This is a genomic window from Rugamonas sp. DEMB1, from assembly GCF_029834475.1.
GTDB classification, from domain to species: domain Bacteria; phylum Pseudomonadota; class Gammaproteobacteria; order Burkholderiales; family Burkholderiaceae_D; genus Rugamonas; species Rugamonas rubra.
In genome coordinates, this window is sequence record NZ_CP122407.1 from 2,345,544 (window position 1) to 2,365,276 (window position 19,733).

General features: G+C 69.8%; 19 protein-coding genes, 1 tRNA gene and 1 pseudogene. 12 read left to right on the top strand and 9 right to left on the bottom strand.

Annotation, left to right across the window (positions count from 1 at the left end):
* Positions 1-139 precede the first annotated feature (139 nt).
* A complete protein-coding gene (locus QC826_RS10805; protein WP_279765612.1) occupies positions 140-1,498 on the top strand; it encodes an MBL fold metallo-hydrolase RNA specificity domain-containing protein in 1,359 nt (452 codons plus the stop codon).
* A 53-nt stretch (positions 1,499-1,551) separates the two neighbouring features.
* Here QC826_RS10805 and QC826_RS10810 read toward each other — a convergent pair whose 3' ends face one another.
* The 4 genes from QC826_RS10810 to QC826_RS10825 form a co-directional block, all read right to left on the bottom strand.
* Positions 1,552-2,394, bottom strand: coding sequence for a universal stress protein (locus tag QC826_RS10810; RefSeq protein WP_279765613.1), 843 nt, complete (start codon positions 2,392-2,394; stop codon positions 1,552-1,554).
* Between the two features lie 16 nt (positions 2,395-2,410).
* Positions 2,411-3,592: a GGDEF domain-containing protein gene (locus QC826_RS10815; RefSeq protein WP_279765615.1), complete on the bottom strand. Its 1,182-nt coding sequence runs from the start codon at positions 3,590-3,592 to the stop codon at positions 2,411-2,413.
* 152 nt (positions 3,593-3,744) lie between these two features.
* The gene (locus QC826_RS10820) at positions 3,745-3,990 is read right to left on the bottom strand and encodes a hypothetical protein (RefSeq protein ID WP_093390267.1); all 246 of its coding nucleotides are present in this window, start codon (positions 3,988-3,990) and stop codon (positions 3,745-3,747) included.
* A 54-nt stretch (positions 3,991-4,044) separates the two neighbouring features.
* Positions 4,045-4,914, bottom strand: a complete 870-nt coding sequence (locus QC826_RS10825; protein WP_279765616.1) for a GGDEF domain-containing protein — start codon at positions 4,912-4,914, stop codon at positions 4,045-4,047.
* Positions 4,915-5,166: 252 nt separating this feature from the next.
* Between QC826_RS10825 and QC826_RS10830 the strand changes: the two are divergent.
* The 4 genes and pseudogenes from QC826_RS10830 (at position 5,167) to QC826_RS10845 (ending at position 10,510) form a co-directional block, all read left to right on the top strand.
* Positions 5,167-5,791: pseudogene (locus tag QC826_RS10830) on the top strand (response regulator).
* A 140-nt stretch (positions 5,792-5,931) separates the two neighbouring features.
* A complete protein-coding gene (locus tag QC826_RS10835; protein ID WP_279765617.1) occupies positions 5,932-7,635 on the top strand; it encodes an ATP-binding protein in 1,704 nt (567 codons plus the stop codon).
* Positions 7,632-8,009, top strand: coding sequence for an Hpt domain-containing protein (locus tag QC826_RS10840; RefSeq protein ID WP_279765618.1), 378 nt, complete (start codon positions 7,632-7,634; stop codon positions 8,007-8,009). The genes QC826_RS10835 and QC826_RS10840 overlap by 4 nt, the downstream gene beginning before the upstream one ends.
* Complete coding sequence (locus QC826_RS10845; RefSeq protein WP_279765620.1) at positions 8,006-10,510, top strand: hybrid sensor histidine kinase/response regulator; 2,505 nt, start codon at positions 8,006-8,008, stop codon at positions 10,508-10,510. The genes QC826_RS10840 and QC826_RS10845 overlap by 4 nt, the downstream gene beginning before the upstream one ends.
* Before the next feature lie 53 nt (positions 10,511-10,563).
* Here QC826_RS10845 and QC826_RS10850 read toward each other — a convergent pair whose 3' ends face one another.
* Positions 10,564-12,204 (bottom strand): mechanosensitive ion channel family protein, encoded by a 1,641-nt coding sequence (locus QC826_RS10850; protein WP_279765621.1) that lies wholly within the window; start codon positions 12,202-12,204, stop codon positions 10,564-10,566.
* 558 nt (positions 12,205-12,762) lie between these two features.
* Between QC826_RS10850 and QC826_RS10855 the strand changes: the two genes are divergently transcribed.
* The 3 genes from QC826_RS10855 to QC826_RS31245 all read left to right on the top strand — a co-directional run bounded on the left by QC826_RS10855 (position 12,763) and on the right by QC826_RS31245 (position 15,036).
* A complete protein-coding gene (locus tag QC826_RS10855) occupies positions 12,763-14,349 on the top strand; it encodes a PAS domain-containing methyl-accepting chemotaxis protein (RefSeq protein WP_279765622.1) in 1,587 nt (528 codons plus the stop codon).
* Between the two features lie 174 nt (positions 14,350-14,523).
* Positions 14,524-14,832, top strand: a complete 309-nt coding sequence (locus tag QC826_RS31240) for a methyl-accepting chemotaxis protein (RefSeq protein WP_313872854.1) — start codon at positions 14,524-14,526, stop codon at positions 14,830-14,832.
* A 42-nt stretch (positions 14,833-14,874) separates the two neighbouring features.
* Complete coding sequence (locus QC826_RS31245) at positions 14,875-15,036, top strand: hypothetical protein (protein WP_313872855.1); 162 nt, start codon at positions 14,875-14,877, stop codon at positions 15,034-15,036.
* Here QC826_RS31245 and QC826_RS10865 read toward each other — a convergent pair.
* Positions 15,033-15,641: a PEP-CTERM sorting domain-containing protein gene (locus QC826_RS10865; RefSeq protein ID WP_279765623.1), complete on the bottom strand. Its 609-nt coding sequence runs from the start codon at positions 15,639-15,641 to the stop codon at positions 15,033-15,035. The two genes, QC826_RS31245 and QC826_RS10865, sit on opposite strands and share 4 nt — an antisense overlap.
* A 247-nt stretch (positions 15,642-15,888) precedes the next feature.
* On the opposite strand from QC826_RS10865, the gene QC826_RS10870 reads away from it, so the two are divergent.
* Together QC826_RS10870 and QC826_RS10875 are read left to right on the top strand one after the other, a co-directional pair.
* A tRNA-Leu gene (locus QC826_RS10870) sits at positions 15,889-15,975 on the top strand.
* Positions 15,976-16,139: 164 nt separating this feature from the next.
* Positions 16,140-17,378: a tyrosine-type recombinase/integrase gene (locus tag QC826_RS10875; protein WP_279765624.1), complete on the top strand. Its 1,239-nt coding sequence runs from the start codon at positions 16,140-16,142 to the stop codon at positions 17,376-17,378.
* Between the two features lie 17 nt (positions 17,379-17,395).
* On the opposite strand, the gene QC826_RS10880 is transcribed toward QC826_RS10875, so the two are convergent.
* The 3 genes from QC826_RS10880 to QC826_RS10890 all read right to left on the bottom strand — a co-directional run bounded on the left by QC826_RS10880 (position 17,396) and on the right by QC826_RS10890 (position 19,116).
* Complete coding sequence (locus QC826_RS10880) at positions 17,396-17,539, bottom strand: excisionase (protein WP_279765625.1); 144 nt, start codon at positions 17,537-17,539, stop codon at positions 17,396-17,398.
* Between the two features lie 13 nt (positions 17,540-17,552).
* Positions 17,553-18,509, bottom strand: coding sequence for an IS1380 family transposase (locus tag QC826_RS10885; protein ID WP_313872875.1), 957 nt, complete (start codon positions 18,507-18,509; stop codon positions 17,553-17,555).
* Positions 18,510-18,585: 76 nt separating this feature from the next.
* Positions 18,586-19,116, bottom strand: coding sequence for a PEP-CTERM sorting domain-containing protein (locus QC826_RS10890; RefSeq protein WP_279765627.1), 531 nt, complete (start codon positions 19,114-19,116; stop codon positions 18,586-18,588).
* 164 nt (positions 19,117-19,280) lie between these two features.
* On the opposite strand from QC826_RS10890, the gene QC826_RS31250 reads away from it, so the two are divergent.
* On the top strand, positions 19,281-19,391 hold the full coding sequence (locus QC826_RS31250) for a DnaT-like ssDNA-binding protein (RefSeq protein WP_313872856.1): 111 nt from the start codon (positions 19,281-19,283) through the stop codon (positions 19,389-19,391).
* Positions 19,388-19,732, top strand: coding sequence for a hypothetical protein (locus QC826_RS10895; RefSeq protein WP_279765628.1), 345 nt, complete (start codon positions 19,388-19,390; stop codon positions 19,730-19,732). Before QC826_RS31250 ends, QC826_RS10895 begins: the two co-directional genes overlap by 4 nt.
* Position 19,733 lies beyond the last annotated feature (1 nt).

Sequence of the window (19,733 nt, forward strand, 5' to 3'; positions counted from 1 at the left end):
GGCCCGGGCCGCGCTGCGCGGCGAATTTGATCTAGCGCAAAGTTTTCGTTAGGCAAAACACGCATATTGCCTAGGACAGGCAGGCGCGCGCCGCCGTTCCGGCAGGGTCGCGGCCGCCTGTGCATCGAAAGACTCCGCCATGAACCTGACCTTCCTCGGCGCCACCGGCACCGTGACCGGCTCCAAATACCTGCTGCGCTCGGGCGCGGTGAAGATCCTGGTCGACTGCGGCCTGTTCCAGGGCTACAAGCAGCTGCGCCTGCGCAACTGGGCCGAGCTGCCGGTGGCGCCGGCCGAGATCGACGCCGTGGTGCTGACCCACGCCCACCTCGACCACAGCGGCTACCTGCCGCTGCTGGTGCGCGACGGCTTCCGCGGCAAGATCCACTGCAGCGAGGCGACCTTCGACCTGTGCAAGATCCTGCTGCCCGACAGCGGCCGCCTGCTCGAGGAGGAGGCCGAGTACGCCAACCGCCACAACTACTCGAAGCACAAGCCGGCGCTGCCGCTGTACGGCGAGCGCGACGCCGAGCGCGCCCTCGACTTCTTCGCGCCGCAGCCCTTCGGCACGCCGTTCGAGATCGGCGAGCTGCGCTGCGAGCTGGCGCTGGCCGGCCACATCCTCGGCGCCGCCTCGCTGCGCGTGCAGGGGCCGACCAGCAGCATCAGCTTCTCCGGCGACGTCGGCCGGCTGCGCGATCCGATCATGGTGGCGCCGACCCCGCTGCGGCCGAGCGACTACCTGGTGCTCGAATCGACCTACGGCGACCGCCGCCACGACCCGGCCGACCCGCTCGTGCTGCTCGGCCAGGTGATCCGCGACACGGCGGCGCGCGGCGGCGTGACGGTGATCCCCTCGTTCGCCGTCGGCCGGGCCCAGACCCTGCTGTACCTGATCGACCAGCTGAAGCGGCGCGGCGAGATCCCCGGCCTGCTGCCGGTCTACCTGAACAGCCCGATGGCGGTCGACGCCACCGCGCTGTACCAGAAGCACCGCGCCGACCACCGCCTGTCGCGCGCCGGGTGCGAGGCCATGTGCCACGCCGCCAAGATCGTCAACAGCGTCGAGGAGTCGATCGCGTTGAACCGGCGGCAGATGCCGATGGTGGTCATCGCCGCCAGCGGCATGGCCACCGGCGGGCGCGTGCTGCACCACCTGAAGGCCTTCGCCGGCGACCACCGCAACACCATCCTGTTCGCCGGCTTCCAGGCCGGCGGCACGCGCGGCGCGGCGATGATAGGCGGCGCCGGCGAGATCAAGATCTACGGCGAGTACGTGCAGGTGCGCGCCGAGGTGCGCCAGATCGACAACCTGTCGGCCCACGCCGACGCCGACGAGATGCTCGAATGGCTGGGCGGCGCCGGCCTGGCGCCCAAGCGCGTCTTCATCACCCACGGCGAGCCGGCGGCGGCCGACGGCCTGCGCCACCGCATCGAGGAAAAGCTGCGCTGGGACTGCCACGTGCCCGACTACGCCGAGGTGGTCGAGCTGCCCTAGGCGGGCGGCGCGGCACCCGCGCCGGTGCCGCCAGGTCGGTCGGCGCGGCGCGCCTAGTGCGTCATCAGCACCGGCACCGTCATGCTCGCCAGCACGGTGCGGGTGGCGCCGCCCAGCACCACCTCGCGCAGGCGGCTGTGGCCGTAGGCGCCCATGACGATCAGGTCGCTGCCCAGGTCGGCCGCCAGCGACAGCAGGGCGTTGCCGATGTCGAGCTCGGTGGCCTGCTGCGCCACCTCGACCGCCACGCCGTGGCGCGCCAGGTAGAGCGCGATGTCGGCGCCGGGCTGTTCGCCGTGCACGCTGTAGGCGGCCGGCGGGTTGAACACCGCCAGCGTCACCTTGCGCGCGCGGCGCAGCAGCGGCAGCGCGCCGGTGATGGCGCGGGTCGCCTCCATGCTGCCGTCCCAGGCCACCAGCGCCTGTTCGCCGACCCGTTCGAAGCGGCCGGCGTAGGGCAGGATCAGCACCGGCCGGGCGCAGTGCAGCACGGCGTACTCGGGCAGGGCGGCGATCAGGTTGGGCGAGGCCTCGTCCGGGTCGGTCTGGCTGAGCACCAGCAGGTCGCTGTAGCGCGCCTGCAGCACCAGGCCGGCCTCGGTCTCGTCGTCGACCAGGCGCCGCTCGCAGGAGGCGATGCCGCGCCGGGCCGCCATGGCGTCGAAGCCGGCCAGCGCCGTCTCGGCGCGCTGGCGCAGGAAGGCCAGGTGGCCGGCCAGCGCCGGCGCGGCCGGCGCCGCCGCCGGGTTGTGCGGGTAGGCGAAGCGCGACAGGCCGGTCGGCGCGGCGCCCACCAGGTGGGCCTGGTGCTGCTGCGCCAGGTCGGCGGCGATGCGGCTGCGCTCGGCGTTGTGTGTCGACTGGTCGAGGTGGACGAGGATGGTCTTGTAGCTCATGCGGGCTCCCGGGGGGCTAGGTGGATTGGAGGACCGCGCCGGCGCCGGCGGCGGGTGGCGTGGCGGCGGCTTGTTTGGGCGGCTCGCCGGCCAGGCGCACGCAGTTGCGGCCGTCGTTCTTGGCGCGGTACATCGCCTCGTCGGCCGCCTTGAGCAGGGCCGGCCAGTCGGGGTGCCCGGGGCCGTACACGGCCACGCCGATGCTGACGGTGAAGCGCAGCGGCCCCTGCGGCGTGGCCATGCGCAGCGAGGCCAGGCTGGCGCGCAGGCGCTCGGCGCACAGCAGCGCCTCGGCGCGGTCGGTCTCGGGCAGCACGCAGACGAACTCCTCGCCGCCGAGGCGGCCGAAGTGGTCGATCTCGCGCAGCGCGCCCTGGCAGCAGCGCACCAGCTCCTGCAGCACGCGGTCGCCGGTGTCGTGGCCGTAGTTGTCGTTGACCAGCTTGAAGTGGTCGATGTCGAGCATGGCCACGGCCAGGCTGCGGCCGTGGCGATGCGCCAGCGCCAGTTCGCGCTCGGCCACCTGCTCCAGGTAGAGGCGGTTGCAGGCGCCGGTCAGGCTGTCGTGGTGCGACATGTGCAGCAACTGCTGTTCGAGCAGGAAGGCGCGCTGGTGGAAGCGGCGGAACAGCAGCATCACGCTGGCCGCCAGCAGCAGCGCGAACAGGTACTGGACCAGGCAGGCGGCGAAGTCGGCCAGGGCCAGCTGCTGCGCCGCCAGCAGCACGAACAGCAGGGACGGCGCGGCGACGATGGCGAGGAAGCTGCGCAGGCGCAGCGTGACGACGGACATGGAGAACAGGCTGGCGGCGATCGCGCCCATGGCGTAGGGCAGGCCGGGACGCAGCAGCCAGGCGCAGACGATGATGGCGCCGGCGTGGCAGAAATAGATGACGGTGCAGCGCGTGGTCACGCCCCAGCCGAGCCGGTTGGGCCAGTAGCCGGCGCCGGCCAGCAGCACGGCGGCAACGCGCACCAGCAGGGCGGTGCCGGCGCGCTGCGGGTCGAGCTGCCAGTCCCACAGCGAGAACAGTAGCACGACAAGGCCGAACAGCGGCGTCAGCAAGGGCAACAGTTTCTCGGCCTGCACGTCGTGCTGGGCCCGCATGGCGCGCTCGGCCTGCGGCGGCAGGTCGACCGGCGGCAGCAGCGCGGCCCGCGCCAGCGCCAAGGCGCGGCGCGCGCTCAGGTGGAACATGGCCGCTCCGGCGGGGAGGCGCGCGGCGCGGACGGGGCTGGCTGTCGGATCATCACGCACCTTTCATCGAACTATGAGATTCAGGATAGCAAGCATGGCGCGAAAAATATTTGATCTGCGTCAAGTTCGCCCCAGGCGCACGCCGCCGCCGCTCAGGCCTGCCGTTCCATCATGTCCCTGAGGTCGGCGATGGGGATCTGGAAGTGCTCGTGCAGGCGCAGGATGATGTCGGCGCTGACGCCGAGCTTGCCGTGGCGGATCTTGCTGATGCGCGGCGGCGCCACCTGCAGGATGCGGCACAGGGCGGCGTCGTTCTTCAGGCCGTTGTTGCCGATGATGGCGTCGAGCAACTGGTGCGGGTTGCGCGGCATGTGTTTGCGGATGTGGCTGGTTTTCATGCGACTTTCCTTTCCGTGGCGGGTGAGGCGGGTTGTTGGCGGCGGCGGCGGCGCTTAGGCCTCGGCGGCGCGGCGTTCGGCCTGCAGGGCCAGCTCGGCGGCCGAGCGGCAGCGGCTGCTGGCGCCGATGCCGACGCTGCAGCTCATGCCGCCGAAGCCGGCGAAGAAGGACTGCTCTATGCCCTGTTGCAGCATGCGGGCGACATGGGCCGCCTGGCGCGCCGAGGTGCCCGGCAGCAGCAGGGCGAAGGAGCAGTCGTCCCAGCGGGCCAGCACGTCGCTGCCGCGCAGGCGTTCGGTGGCGAAGCGGGCCAGGTCGGCCAGCACGGCGTCGCCGCTGGCGCGGCCGAACATGGCGTTGATGCGGCGCACATGCTCGAGGCGGAACACCACCAGGGCCAGCGGCGCGCTGAAGCGGCGGGCGCGGCCGAACATGTGCGCCAGCAGGCGTTCGCCCTCTTGGCGGCGGTAGCTGCCGGTGAGGGGATCGGTGACGGCACCGCTGTCGACGCCGAGTTCGACGCCGGGCGAGACGCCGTGGTCGACGCCGTGGTCGGCGCGGCCGGCCGGCGCCGGCGCCAGTGTCAGTTGCAGCGCCGGGGCCGGCCCCGGCGCCGTGATGCCGTGCATGGCGCGGCAGGCGGCCAGGTCCGCCGAAGCGGCGCCCGGCGCCGGCTCGCGGGCCGGCTGGCGCTGCATCAGGCCGTGCGCGCCCAGCGTGCGCAGCGTCAGGGTGGTGGCGGTGGCGGCCAGCATGGCCAACAGCGCCATGCGGTGCCACGGGCTCAATTGCGGCAGGTAGAGCATGGCCAGGATCAGGCCGGCGACGGCGCCGAACAGCAGTGTCTGCCTGCGGCTGTCGTGCTTGGCCAGGCGGTTCCACGCGTTGTCGCTGCTGCGGCGTTTGGGCTGGTAGACGTGCATGAGGCTCTCCTGTCGGGGTGGAACAAGGACGAATTGAATTCACCGCTTTTTGCTGCTATTCGCATTTTCAGCTGGGGCTGTTACCATTTCCGCTATGCCGCCTCCCGTTTCGGCGGCATAATGGGCTTGGGGCGAAGGTCTTGCGGCGGAAGAGTCCGCGCTGTTGGAATTGATTATATTGATTTTTGAACTTATTTGTTGAATTTGGGTAATTTATTTTTTCTATTTGTGGAATTTGAGACTGATAACGCGATGAAGAGCAAGGAAACCACGCCCGACGAGGTGTGCACGACCCAGCAGGCGGCCGAGATCCTCGGCATTTCCGTATCCTCGGTGCAACAATTGGTCGAGGCCGGCGTGATCGAGGCCTGGAAGACCAAGGGCGGCCACCGGCGCATCCCGCGCCAGGCCGTGCTGGACTACAAGACCGCGCCGCAGGGCGGCGCGGTGGCCGGCGCCGGCCGGGCCGCCGCCGCCCCGGGCGGGCCGGCCAGCGTGCTGGTGATCGAGGACAACCCGATGCAGCGCGCCATCTACGAGCGCCAGATCGCCGCCTGGCAGCTGCCGGTCAGCCTGTCGTTCTGCGAGAACGGCTACCAGGCGTTGCTCGAGATCGCCCGCCGCCAGCCCGACATCCTGCTGGCCGACATCATGATGGACGGCATCGACGGCTACGAGGTGGTCAGGACCATCCTGGGCGACCAGCACCTGGCGATCCCGCACATCGCCATGTTGTCGAGCATGTCCGAGCACGAACCTGGCGGCGCGCGGCGGCGTGCCGGCCGGCGTGGTGTTCTTCGCCAAGCCGGTCAACTACGACGAGTTGCGCGGCTATCTGCGGGCCTGCTGCGCGCAGCGGGCGCGGCAGGGGCGCTGAGCGGCGCCGGCCCCGGCGCAATGAATTGAATATATCGAATTAAACGAATTTGACAAATCAGTTTTTTGGGGGCAAGATGGTGTCTCGATGCCAGCGCGGCGCCATTCCCGGCGGCCGGCGGCAATGACGAAGGGGGCGCGATGTGGCAACGGACTGGGCGTAAGGTCGACGTGCGCTGGCTGCTGGCGGCCTTCGGCCTGCTGCTGATCGCCGGCACCTGGACCATGACGATGGTGCAGCTGTCCTCGACCCGCCAGGCGCAGATCGCCGACGCGCGGCGCGACGCCCGCGGCCTGGCCCGCCTGTTCGACGAGCACGCCAGCCGCACCATCGTCGCCGCCGACCAGGCGGTGATCTTCCTGCGCCACCGCTACAACAGCCTGGGCATGGGCCTGGACATCGGCCGCGAGCTGCGCGAGGGGCTGGGCCCGAGCGACCTGTACAACCTGTTCAGCATCGTCGACGGCAACGCCGACGTGGTGTTGTCGAGCAAACCGTTCAAACCGATGAACCTGGCCGACCGCGCCCACATCAGCGTGCACCGCGACGGCGCCCTCGGCGACGCGCTCTACATCAGCCAGCCGGTGCTGGGGCGGGTCTCGCAGCGCTGGTCGCTGCAGCTGACGCGCCGCATCGGCGGCCCGGAAGGCGCCTTCAAGGGCGTGGTGGTGACCTCGCTCGACCCGTCCTATTTCACCCGCCTGTACGAACAGATCGACGTCGGCCAGCGCGGTTCGATCGCCCTGGTCGGCGCCGACGGCGTGGTGCGCGCGCGCCGCGTCGGCGGCGACGACTCGCGCGGCCAGGACATCGGCAGCAGCGCCGTCTTCGCCGCCATGCGGCGCGGCGCGCAGGGCGTGTTCGACGACGCTGGCCCGATCGACGGCCGGCAACGCATCTACGCCTACGAGAAGCTGCGCGCCTATCCGCTCTACGTGCTGGTCGGCATCGACCTGGAGGAGCGCCTGGCCGGCTACGCCGCCGGCCGCGTCCAGGCGCTGGCGCTGGCCGCCGCCGTCACCTTGCTGATCGGCCTGGTGTGCGCCGGCTTCATCGTCATGACCGGCCGCCTGATCGACAGCCGCGAGCAGGCCATCGCCGCCAGCCTGGCCAAGTCGCGCTTCCTGTCGAACATGTCGCACGAGTTGCGCACCCCGCTCAACGGCATCCTCGGCTACTCGGAGCTGCTGGCCGAGGAGCTCGGCGAGGGCACGCGGGGCGGCTTCGCCCGCGCCGTGCACGAGTGCGGCATGCGCCTGTTCGGCCTGATCGAGTCGGTGCTCGAGCTGAGCGCGCTCGAATCGGGCAAGACGGTGGTCGAGCTGCACGCCGAGCCGCTCGCCGAGGTGGCGCGGCAGGCGCTGGCCGGCCACGCCGGCGCCGCCGCCGCCCGCCAACTCAGCCTGGAGTGCGAGCTGGCGCCGCAGCTGGGCGCGCTGCTGGTGTGCGACCGCGCCAAGCTGCTGCGCGTGCTCGACATCCTGCTGCGCAACGCCGTCGCCGCCAGCGCGCCGGGCCGGGTGTGCCTGCGCATGGCGCCCGGCGCCGACGGCCTGCTGGTGCAGGTGGCCGACCACGGCCAGGGCGTGCCGGCCGAGCTGCGCCGCCAGATCTTCCAAAAATTCTCGCCGCTCGACGACTCGCCCAGCCGCGCCAAGGACGGCGCCGCGCTCGGCCTGGCCATCGCCGCCCGCCTGGTCGAGCTGATGGGCGGGCGCATCTGGGTCGAGGCGGCCGCCGGCGGGCCGGGCGCGATCTTCTCGTTCACCCTGCCGCTGCGCCGCGCCGACCTGCCGCCGCCGGTTCGGCTGGCGGCCGTCGCGCCGCTCGAGGAGCTGGCGTGAGCGCCGCCTACCGTTGCATCGATCCGCACGTGCTGCTGCGCGCGGCGGCCGGCGACCTGGAGACCTTCCGCGCCCTGTCGCAAACCTTCGTCGCCATCGCGCCGCCCATGCTGCTGCGCCTGCAGGCGGCGCTGGCGGCCGGCGAGGCGCGCGCCTTGTGCCACGAGAGCCACGCGCTGAAGGGCACCGTCGCCCTGGTCGGCGCCGTCGCCCTGGCCGCCGCGCTGCAGCGGGTCGAGAGCGCCGCCGGCGGCGGCCAACTGGGCGCCGCCGCCGAGCTGTGCGACGGCCTGGCCGGCGCCTTCGGCCGGGTGCTGGCCGAGGTCGAGCGCAGCATCGCCGAGTTCGACGGCGCCGCCGTGTTGTCCCGATGAGCGCCGTCGCGCCGCCCGGGCCGGGCGCGCCCGCCGCCGGGCCGCCGCCGCGGCGCGAGCGGCGCCGCAACCCGCTGCGTTGGACCGGCCTGAGCGCGCGCACGGCCACCGCGCTGATCGGCGGCGCGCTGGTCGTGCTGCTGTGCGCGACCATGCTGGCGTCCACCTGGTTCCTGCGCGAGCGCGCCGTCGAGGACTGGCGCCAGGACATGGGCGGACTGGCCCTGGTGCTGAGCGAGAACGTGGCGCAGACCATGGGCTCGACCTACCTGGTGCTCGACTCCATCGTCGACGTGGTGCACGCCGGCCAGAAGCGCGACGCCGCGCCGCTGGCCAAGCTGGCGCGCAGCGAGGCGATGTACCAGATGATGCGCGACAAGATCAGCGGCCTGCCGCAGGTCGACGTGGCCACCATCGTCGACGCCGGCGGCGGCGTGCTCAACTTCACCCGCAGCTATCCGGCGCCGGTGATCAACCTGGCCGACCGCGACTACTTCCAGCACCACCGCGGCAGCGACGACCCGGCCGTGTACCTCAGCGCGCCGGTGCGCAACAAGGGCAACGGCAAGTGGACCTTCTACGTCAGCCGCCGCCTCAACGGCCCGGCCGGCGAGTTCGCCGGCGTGGTGCTGGTGGGCGTCTCCTGCGACTTCTTCGCCGCCTTCTTCCGCAACGTCAGCCTGGGCGAGCACGCCGCCATCACCCTGTACCGGCGCGACCACACGCTGCTGGCGCGCTGGCCGCAGGTCGAGGGCATGATGGGCAAGCGCGTGCTGTCGGGCACCACCTACCAGGTCATTTCTCAGGGCAAGCTGCACGACGTCGTGCTGACGCATGCGCCGCGCGAGTCGGCCGGCGGCCGGCCGATCTACCGCATGGGCGCGGTGCGCCAGGTGCGCGACTATCCGCTGGTGGTCAACGCCACCATCACCGAGGAGCTGCTGCTGGCCGGCTGGTGGCGCAGCGTGCGCCTGCTCGGCGGCGTCGGCCTGGCCAGCCTGCTGGTGCTGCTGGTGGCCTTCTGGCTGATGGCCGTGCTGCTCAAGCGGCGCGAGCACGACGCCGAGGAGGCGCGCGAGCTGATGCAGCTGGCCGACGCCGCCAGCGAGGCCAAGTCGCGCTTCCTGGCCATGATGAGCCACGAGATCCGCACGCCGATGAACGGCATCGTCGGCATGTCCGAGCTGATGCTCGGCACCGAGCTCGACGCCACCCAGCGCGGCTACGCCCGCAACGTCCACAGCGGCGTGGTCGAGTTGATGCACATCATCAACGACGTGCTCGACTTCTCCAAGGTCGAGTCGGGCCGCATGGAGCTCGAGAGCGCCGCCTTCGACCCCGCCGCGCACCTGCGCCAGGTGGTCGAGCTGTACCTGGCCGGCGCGGCGCAGAAGGGTCTGAGCATCGAGACCGTCTGCCAGGTCGGCGTGGCGGCGGTCTACGCCGACGCCGGCCGCATCCGCCAGGTGCTGGGCAACCTGGTCGACAACGCCATCAAGTTCACGCCCAGCGGCCGCGTCACGGTGCGCCTGGCCGCCAGCGCCGGCGCCGACGGCGAGGCGCTGCGGCTGCACTACGCCGTCAGCGACAGCGGCATCGGCATCGCGGCGGAGGCGCAACGCCGCCTGTTCGAGCCGTTCAGCCAGGCCGACAACACCATCAGCCGGCAGTACGGCGGCACCGGGCTGGGGCTGGCCATCTGCAAGCGCCTGGTCGAGCTGATGGGCGGCCATATCGACTGCGTCAGCGTGGCCGAACGCGGCACCACCTTCGCCTTCGAGATCCCCTGCCGGCTGGCGCCGGCCGCAGCGGCCGACGCCATGGCGGGCGGGGGCGCGCCGCCAGGGCATGGCAAGGACGCCGCCGCCAGCGCAGCCGACGCCGCCAATGCCACCAACGCGGCCCTCGGCAGCGGCACCGCTGGCACCGACATCGTTGCCGCCCTCGACGGCACCGGCGCCAGCATCGCCGCTGCCACCGGTACTACCATCGCTGCCGCCATCGGCGGCGGCACCGGCGCCAGCGCCGCCGCCGCCGCATCGGCGCCGTGGCGCGTGCTGGTGGCCGAGGACACCGAGATGAACCGGCAACTGGCGCGCATCCTGCTGACCCGGCTCGGCTGCGAGGTCGACGAGGCCGGCAACGGCGAGCTGGCGCTGGCCGCTCTGGCGGGCGGCCACTACGACCTGGTGCTGATGGACTGCATGATGCCGGTGATGGACGGCTACGAGGCAACGCGGCGCCTGCGCGAGCGCGAGGCCGCGCTGGGTCTGGCGCGCCTGCCCGTGATCGCGCTGACCGCCAGCGCCATCGAGGGCGACCGCCAGCGCTGCCTGGCCGCCGGCATGGACGACTACCTGGCCAAACCCTTCACCGGCGTCGAGTTCGCCGCCATGGTGGCGCGCTGGCGCTCGCGGCCGGCGGCATTGCCGGCGGCGCCATCTACGACGCCATGCCGGCGCAGCACCGCGAGTTCTTCGCCGCCCAAGCCTTTTTGCTGATGGCCACGGTGGCCGCCGACGGCTGGCGCCGGACTTCCCCGGCAACCGCTACTTCAACACGCTGGTGCCGGCGCGGCCGGCGCCAGGTGCCACTGCTCCTTCGGCACCACCTGCGGCTCCGGCGTGTCGCGCTGGTAGTGCGGCGACATGATCTGCACGCCGTACTCGTTGAACACGTCGACGATGTGCTGGTGCAGCTGGTTGAGCACGTCGGCGCGCTTGCGCGGCGTCTGCACGCTGGCGTAGGCCACCAGCCGGTACTCGACGTAGAAGTCCGACAGCGCCAGCTGCATCACATAGGGTTTGGGCGCGGCGGCGATGTCCTCGGTGCGGCCGGCGGCCAGCTCGAGCATGGCGTGCACCTGGCGCCACGGCGTGGTGTAGCCGATGGTGACGGTGGTGTCGAGCACGAAGCCGGTGCCCGGATAGGCGCGCGAATAGTTCTTGCTGGTCTGGCCCAGCACCCAGGCGTTGGGCAGCGTGACCTCCTCGCCCAGGCCGGTGCGCAGGCTGACGTTGAACAGGCCCAGCTCGGCCACCGTGCCTTCGCTGTCGCCGATGCGCACGTACTCGCCCTTGCGCAGGGTGCGCGCGTACATCAGGATCAAGCCGCTGGCGCCCTGGCCGACGATGCTCGAGGCGCCGATCGACAGCATCAGCCCGACCAGCACCGAGACGCCCTGGAAGGCCGCCGTCTGCGCGCCCGGCAGGTAGGGGTAGGCCATGGCCAGCGCGAACAGCCAGATCACCACGTTGGCGATGCGCCGGGTCGGCCCGGCGGTGTCGCGGTCGAGCCAGCCGAACTGCAGCTCGCCGCTCTCGACGCGCTGGAAGAAGGAGGCGGCGGTCAGCACCACCAGCCGCGCCAGCACGGCGATCACCAACACCAGCAGCAGGCCGGGCAGGGCGCCCAGCACGCTCTGCGCGACGCCGCCGGCGACGTCGAGCAGGTAGCCCTCGAGCCGCTCGCCCCAGCTGCGCGTGTAGGGCACCTTGCCCAGCACGAAGGCGGCCCACAGGTAGCTGGCCATCAGGCGCAGCGCCCAGACCAGCAGGAACACCAGGCGGCGCATGAAGCCGACGTAGTGCTCGGCGTCGAGCACGCGGACGTTTTTCAGGCGCACCTCGCCGAGCCGGCGGCTGATTTGCCGCATGCTCCAGGCGGCGGCCCAGCGGTGCAACCGGCCCAGGCCGTGCAGCACCAGCATCCAGGCCAGCGTCGCGGCCAGGCACAGCGCGCCGGCGATCAGCAGGTAGTGCAGGCTGGTCTGCTCGCGCTGTTCGAGCAGGGCCTTGGCCAGCGTGGCGGCCGCCTCGGCGGCGACGCTGTCGGTGGTGTCGCCGGCCAGCGGGTTGATGTCGGCCGGCGTCACCAGGAACAGCTGGGCGCCGCCGAGCAGCAGCTGGGTGCCCTCGGCGATCGGCCGGGTCGACGGCGCCGGCGCGCCCGGCTTGGCCAGCGCGGCGAGCAGGCGCTTGTGCGCGCCCTCGGCCCGCTCGGCCGGGCTGTAGCCGGTCAGCGGGGCGCGGAAAACGAACAGGGTGCGGTTGGCGAACACCAGCGGCGCCACGGTGGTGGTGGCGGCGGCGGGGCGGGCGGCGGCGCCGTCGCGCTCGGGCAGCTCGAGCGCCTGCGACGGCGGGCACAAACAGAACAACAGGAAGATGTGGAGCAGGCGGCGCAGCACGGCCATGGAAACCTCGGGGCGGATGACGAATACCCGATGATGCCATGGCGGCCCGCCGTGCCGCCAGTGTTGTTGCCAAAAAACCAGCGGCGGGCCGGGCGCGGCGCCTGGAGGCGGCTGAAGTTGGCCTCGTCAAGTTGGCCGGCACCGCCTCTCCTCGATGCTGAGCGAGCCGACCGCGACAGGCCTGTCATTGTCAATTTTACAATCTTGTTGACGAAAATCGTAAATTAAATAACAAAGATCAAGAATGCAACAAGTCGGTTGGAAGGCCCAACCTTCTCTGTGTATCATTCGCGCAATGTTTCTTGCCGTGTGGTTCCGCCGCAAGCCGCCTGCGCGCCGCACCCGCGCGCGGCGGCGCCGAACCGCAGCGCCCGTAGCACCCAGGCCGCCCCGCCGCGACCGCCCGCAGCACCCCGGCCCAACTCCGCCGGCACAAGTTCGTACCGCATCTGGATCGTTTCACCGTCACGCCGTTCGCCGGCGGCGGCCGCCGGCCCTTGGGGGGGCAGGCGGGCGCCGCCGCGCGGGCACATCGTCGCCATCCAAGGGAGAGTCATCTTGCGCCACACCAACCCCGCCACGCACCGCGAATACATTCTGCAGGACGCGGAGGCCGTCGTCTCCAAGACCGATTTGCAGGGCAACATCACCTACGCCAACCAGGACTTCATCAACATCAGCGGCTACTCGGCCGAGGAGTTGCTGGGCGCGCCGCAGAACATCGTGCGCCACCCGGACATGCCGGCCGAGGCCTTCGCCGACCTGTGGCGCTGCCTGAAACAGGGCCGCAGTTGGACCGGCCTGGTCAAGAACCGCTGCAAGAACGGCGACCACTACTGGGTCGAGGCGAACGCCGCGCCGATGATCGCCGACGGCAAGGTGGTCGGCTACACCTCGATCCGCGTCAAGCCGAGCCGCGAGCAGGTGCGCGCCGCCGAGCAGGCCTACGCCGAGATCCGCGCCGGCGGCGGCCGCCTCTACATCCGCGACGGCGCCGCGCTGCGCCGCGCCGGCTGGCGTTGGCCGGCGCGCCTGCCGGCGCTCACCCTGAAGCGGCGCATCGGACTCGGCTGCGGCGCGCTGGCGGCGCTGTTCCTGGCCGGTTGGCTGGCGCCGGCGCTGGGCGGCGGCGCTGCGGCGCGGGCGCTGCCGGCCGCCGCCGGCGTGCTCGGCTGCGCGTTGTTCGGCCGGCACCTGCAGCACGCCGCCGTGGCGCCGCTGCGCCAGTTGTGCGGCGACATCGGCCGCATGAGCGCCGGCGACCTGAGCGCGCGCATCGCCGCGCGCGGCGACAACGAGCTGGGCTGTTTGAGCCAGGCGCTGCGGGTGCTGCAGATCAACGTCAAGCTGCTGGTCGGCCAGATCAAGGAGAGCGCCGGCGCGGTGCGGCTGGGCGCCCACCACATGGCCGGCGGCAACGCCGACCTGTCGGCCCGCACCGAGTCGCAGGCCAGCTCGCTGCAGGAGACCGCCGCCTCGATCGAACAACTGACCAGCACGCTGCGGCAGACCGCCGACAACGTGCGCCAGGCCAACGCCCTGGCCGGCCACACGGCCGAGGTGGCCCACCGCGGCGGCGTCGCGGTGGGCCAGGTGATCGCCACCATGGCCGGCATCCGCGCCAGCTCGCAGCGCATCGCCGAGATCATCGGCGTGGTCGACGGCATCGCCTTCCAGACGAATATCCTGGCGCTGAACGCGGCGGTCGAGGCGGCCCGCGCCGGCGAGCAGGGCCGGGGCTTCGCCGTGGTGGCGGCCGAGGTGCGCGCGCTGGCGCAGCGCTCGGCGACGGCGGCCGGCGAGATCAAGCGGCTGATCCACGGCTCGGTGGCCCAGGTGCAGCAGGGCGGCGCGCTGGTCGACGAGGCCGGCCGCATCATGGACGACGTGCTGGCCTCGGTGACGGCCATCGCCGGCCACATGGGCGACATCAGCCACGCCAGCGGCGAGCAGAGCATGGGCATCGAGCAGGTCAACCTGGCGATCGGCCAGATCGACGCGGCGACCCAGCAGAACGCCGGCCTGGTCGAGCAGTCGGCGGCCGCCGCCGAGACCATGCTGGGCCAGTCGCAGCAGCTGGGCCGGCTGGTCGACGCCTTCCAGCTGGTGGCCGCCGCGCCGCGCCGGCGGCCGGCCATGGCTTGAGCAAATTGATTTTATCGATTGTGGTGTTGTTGATGATTTAAGGACATTCTCACCAAAAACCACAATTTCTGTTGCCTTGGGAAAATTGCCTGCGGTAATATTCATCCATGCGCCGGGCCTCGCCCCGGCGCCACCGCAGTCCCGGCGCCGCGCGGTGGCGCCGTTGCGCCGCCTGTGCCACGACATCGGCGCGATGAGCAGGGCCGCGGCTTCGCCGTGGTGGCCAGCGAGGTGCGCGCGTTGGCGCAGCGTTCGGCCACGGCGGCGGCCGAGATCAAGACGCTGATCCAGGGTTCGGTGCGGCAGGTGGAGCGGGGCGGTGCGATGGTCGGCGAGGCCGGCCGCACCATGGACGACATCGTCGCCTCGGTGGCCCGCATCGCCGGCTACATGGGCGACATCTCCCACGCCAGCGAGGAACAGAGCGCCGGCATCGCCCAGGTCAACCAGGCGATCGGCGCGATCGACGCGGCGACCCAGTAGAACGCCGCGCTGGTCGAGCAGTCGGCGGCGGCGGCCGAGGCCATGCGTCTGCAGTCCGAGCACCTGGGCCAACTGGTCGACGCCTTCAAGCTTGGTGGCCGACGCGCCGCGGCGCGCCGGCGTGGTGGCGGCGCCGGCGCGGCGCGCCGGGCCGGCGGCGCGCCAAGGCGTGCACTACGCGCTGCGTTGAGCGGCCGTGGCTAGACGCCCGGCCGGCGGCGCGCCAGCAGGCCGAGCAGGCCCAGTCCGGCCAGCAGCATCGCGTAGGCCTCCGGCTCGGGCACCGGCAGCGGCGGCGCCGCCAGGTCGATCCTCACGTCGTCGAGCACCAGTTGCTGGAACTGCCGGTTGCCGCTGTTGAAGACCACCTTGCTCACGCCGGCCCAGTTGAACACCACGGCCGCCGGCGCCAGGGTGTTCAGGCCGACGTCGAGCTGATAGGTCAGGGTGTCGCCGACATAGCCGTCGAAGTGGACGACGCCGGCCTGCCAGGCCTTGGCCAGGCTGATCGACAGCAGCTTGAACGCGCTGCTGCGCGAGAAGCCGGCGTCCTTGCCGCCGCCGTTGAAGGCGACGTTGCCGCCGGAAACGGTGCCGTTGGCGTAGCCGCTGTCCGCGACGCCGGCGCCGCTGCTGTTGATGATGTAGAAATTGTCCCAGTTCAAGTCGGCGTAGCCCATGCCGATCGCCCGGTATTGGCCGGGCGCGGGCAGGACGTCGTCAAATTGGATGACGGCGGGGGCGGCGTGCGCGGGCAGGGCCAGCGCGGCCAGGGCGAGCAACAGCGTCGCGGTGGGAAGGGTCTTCAATCGGGTCTCCAATGGATGTCGCGGTGGTTTGGGCGGATCTACGCCGGATGATTTTTTTATAATTACAATTATAATATTGATAATTCTGCGCGGCGATGACCTGGGGAGCCAGGCGCGACATTCGGCGCCAATAGTGCGCAGCGGCGGCAAAGCGCGCGATCCGGTGCGGCGGCGGGCCGTCCGCCGGCGCTTGGCGGACGCCAGGCTAGCGATGTCGAGCGCTGTTGTGCTAAAATCCGCCCTCGCTGCCCGGATGGTGAAACTGGTAGACACTGGAGACTTAAAATCTCCCGCCTGTAAGGGCGTGCCGGTTCGATTCCGGCTCCGGGCACCAATAGTTTGTACAAAGAAGTCCAAAGAGATGCAAAAAGCCGCGATCCTCATAGGGGATCGCGGCTTTTTTTGTGTTTTAACGTCCAACCAGATCCATTGCAATCCGGTGCTTTTGCATCCATCTTGAATCCATGGATGCATGGACCTCAACCGCATGGATGCAAAATGCCCAAACTAGCCGTACCGCTGACCGACGCCAAGGTCAAGACCGCCAAGCCCCGAGAAAAGGCCTACACCCTGCCCGACGGCGGAGGCATGTATCTGGAGGTTGGGCCGAGCGGATCGAAGATCTGGCGGATGGCTTACCGGCAGCCGAATGGGAAGAACACGCGGCTCACGTTCGGTCCCTACCCCGAGGTCTCGCTCCTGCAGGCCAGGGAGAAGCGCGCGGACGCCCGCAAGCTGCGGGTCGACGGCATCGACCCAGCCAAGGCCAAGCGCGATCAAAAGCTGGCCCTGGCCACCGCTGCCGTGCACACCTTCGAGACGCTGGCGCGCGAGTGGCTCGCCAAGACGGCCGCCGAGCGGGCGGCCACCACGCAGGCGAAGAACACATCTTGGCTTGAGAGAAACATATTCCCGGAAATCGGGGCGATGCCGATCTCGACCATCAAGGCGCCCGATGTCCTGGCCGCGCTACGGAAAATCGAAGCGCGCGGCGCCATCGAGTCGGCCCACAAGATCAAGCAGCTGTGCGGCCAGGTGTTCCGGTTCGCGGTGTCGTCCGGCCTCGCCGAGCACGACGTGACGGCAGGCCTGCGCGATGCGCTGGCGGCGGTGCCCGAGGCGCACTACGCCGCGATCACCGAGCCCAAGCTGGTGGCGGACCTGCTGCGCTCGATCCACGCCTACGGCGGCCACTCCTACGCCACCGTCGCGCTCAAGCTCTCGCCGCTGCTCTTCCAGCGCCCGGGCGAGCTTCGGTCGATGGAGTGGGCCGAGGTCGACCTGGACGCCGCCGAGTGGCGCATCCCGGGCGCCAAGATGAAGATGAAGAGCGACCACATCGTGCCGCTGGCCAGGCAGGCGGTGGAGCTGCTGCGCGCCGTTCGCCCCATGACCGGGCACGGCCAATATGTGTTCCCAAGCATCCGCACCGGCGAGCGGTGCATGAGCAACAACACCATCAACGCGGCGCTGCGCAGCTTGGGCTACGACAAGGAAGTGATGACCGGCCACGGCTTCCGCGCAATGGCGCGCACGATCCTCGACGAGGTGCTGGGCGAGCGCGTCGACCTGATCGAGCACCAACTCGCCCACGCGGTGAAGGATCCCAACGGCCGGGCCTACAATCGCACCGCCCACCTGCCCGCGCGGCGGGCGATGATGCAGCGATGGGCCGACTACCTGGACAAGCTGCGCGCCGGCGCCGACGTGGTGCCGCTGCGCGGCGAGGCGGCGTAGGCGGCACTGCCTCCCCCTCAGTCGCCGCGATAGTCCGCAGCCGGCGTCACCCACCACGTGCGGCCGATTCGTCGCGGCTGAGGCTGTATGCGCCCCTCGTGGACCCACCTTAGCAAGGTATTGGGGTGCGGCGCATATCGCCAAAAACAATCGCAGCCCACTCCCTGATGGGAACTAGGATGAGCTCGGCAGATGGAGCACGATTTTGTTTTTGCGCTGCCTGACCTGCACGGCGATCTTGAACAGTGTCGAGATCACCGTCGATGGCTGCGCCTGCGACAGCGCGGTATGTCGCAGCGCCTCCGTTCGCAGTTGCTGGTGCAAGACATAAGCGGCCGAATGGAGCAGCAAACGCATGCAGTTGGCGAGAAAGCTCGTGCACGACGTCCGGTCGGCCGCGAGGTCGCCCTTGAGATGCTTGATATAGTTTTCGGCCTGGCCGCGCGCGCAGTAAATGTCCTCGTACAGCGTGCCGGCGTCGAGCCCGGGCAGCGAGGTGACGATGAAGCGCGTGTTCTCGCCAAGCGCCATGACCTCGGCCTTCAACAGCACGCGCCAGGCTTTCGGCCATGAACGCGCTTGGTAAATAAACTCATCGAACAGGCGCACCGCGTTCGGCACCACGTCCTCGGATTGCGCGGCGACCCACGCGTCAATGGCACGCAGCCGGCAAGGCTCCGCGATCGCAACAAGCTTGCTGTTGCAGGAGAAACCGAAGATGAAGTCGACGTTGGGCATGTCCTCGATCAGGCCCATCAATTCAGGGCCGCTGAAGTGGCCGTCGCCGCGCACGAGAATATGGGTGTCGGGGAAACGCCGGCGAAGCCGTTGCAGAACGCGCCGCATGATCATCGCGTTCTCGGCGCCGAATGGGCGCTTGCCGGGGCGCAGAATGGCCGCGATCAGGCCACCCGACTGGCCGTCGAAGATCATCAACGGCAGGTAGCAGGTCGAACCATAATGGTGGTTGTAGAACGCCAGCGGTTGCTGGCCGTAGCACGCGTCCTCCGAGTGGTCCAGATCGAGAACGAGGCTCTTTGGCGGACTGGAAAAACCGGCGATGTACTGCTCGACGAGGGCTTCGCTGACGCGGTAGTTGTCAACGGCGCCACGACCTTTAACGGAATATATGCGCCAGAGCTGCGGGAGCTGACCTGACCATGACCCTCACCACCGAAACCGGCGCCACCTCGACGCCGGCGGTGAATCAGGCAGCCATGCGCTTTCTCCGCGCGGCAACGCCGAGCAAGCTCAACCCGGCCAGCAGCATGGCGTAGGTCGCTGGTTCGGGGACGGCGGATACCGTAGCCGAAACAGTTAACGTTGCGGCTCCCAGTTGTGAATCCATAGATCTCACGTACCAGCCAAAGTTGTCGCCGGAATGCAGGGCAAGGGAAACGGAGCCGTTGGTAGTGATGGGCCCGTAGATATTGACAGGAGATAGTTGGTGCATTTGGCCGTTCAGCATGTAGCCCGCCGGGTCGAAATCGGCTCCATCCTCATCGTACGACGTGTAGGTGTAATTGAAAGATAAAAGCTGCTCGGAATCGATCACCCCGGTGTAGGACGTGAGAGAAACTCTCGCCCCGATGCCGTTCGCTCCAGTCAGGGTGAAATTAGGGTACGAGCCGGTGACGGTGCCGTTGCCAACATCGTTATGCAGCGTATAGGTGGTCGCATTTGCGGACGCAGCGGAAAAAGCGAGCGCAAGTACTACTGATTTCCAAATTGTGTTCATTCCATCCCTCCTGGTAAATGATTTCGGGTAACTCCCTTTTGACTCACCTAGCGCTGGACTGAATTGCTTTTGTTGTGGATGTAAAAATGACATCTCATTCTATCCGATAAGCGAGGAAGTCTTGAATTTTCTCCTAGCCATCAACACCAACCAGTCGAAACTCTATGTTAATCACTGAAACCGGCGCCGGCCTGCCTGGCGCCGAGAGCTACGCCAGCCTGGCCGCAGCCGATGCGCGCTGCGCCAGCCTGGGCCTGGCGAAGGAAGCCCCATGACCAAAATCCGCACCGTCGCCCCGACCGTCCTGGCCGTCACGCTGCCCGAGGCCAAGGCCAGCCTGCGCGTCGACGCCGACACCACCGACATGGATGACCTGATCACCTCGTGGATCAAGGGCGTGGTCGCCAATGCCGAGCACGACACCGGCCAGTGCCTCATGACGCAGACGTGGCAGGTCCGCCTGGACGCGTTCCCCGGCGTCTCCTGCCACCGCCTCGGCGATGCCTGCGCCAGTGCCACCCGGACAGCGCTGGGCCTGCCGCACCCGGCCACCAGTGTGACTTCGGTAAAGTACCTGGACCTGGACGGCATCGAGCAAGATGAGAAACTGCTGTAGT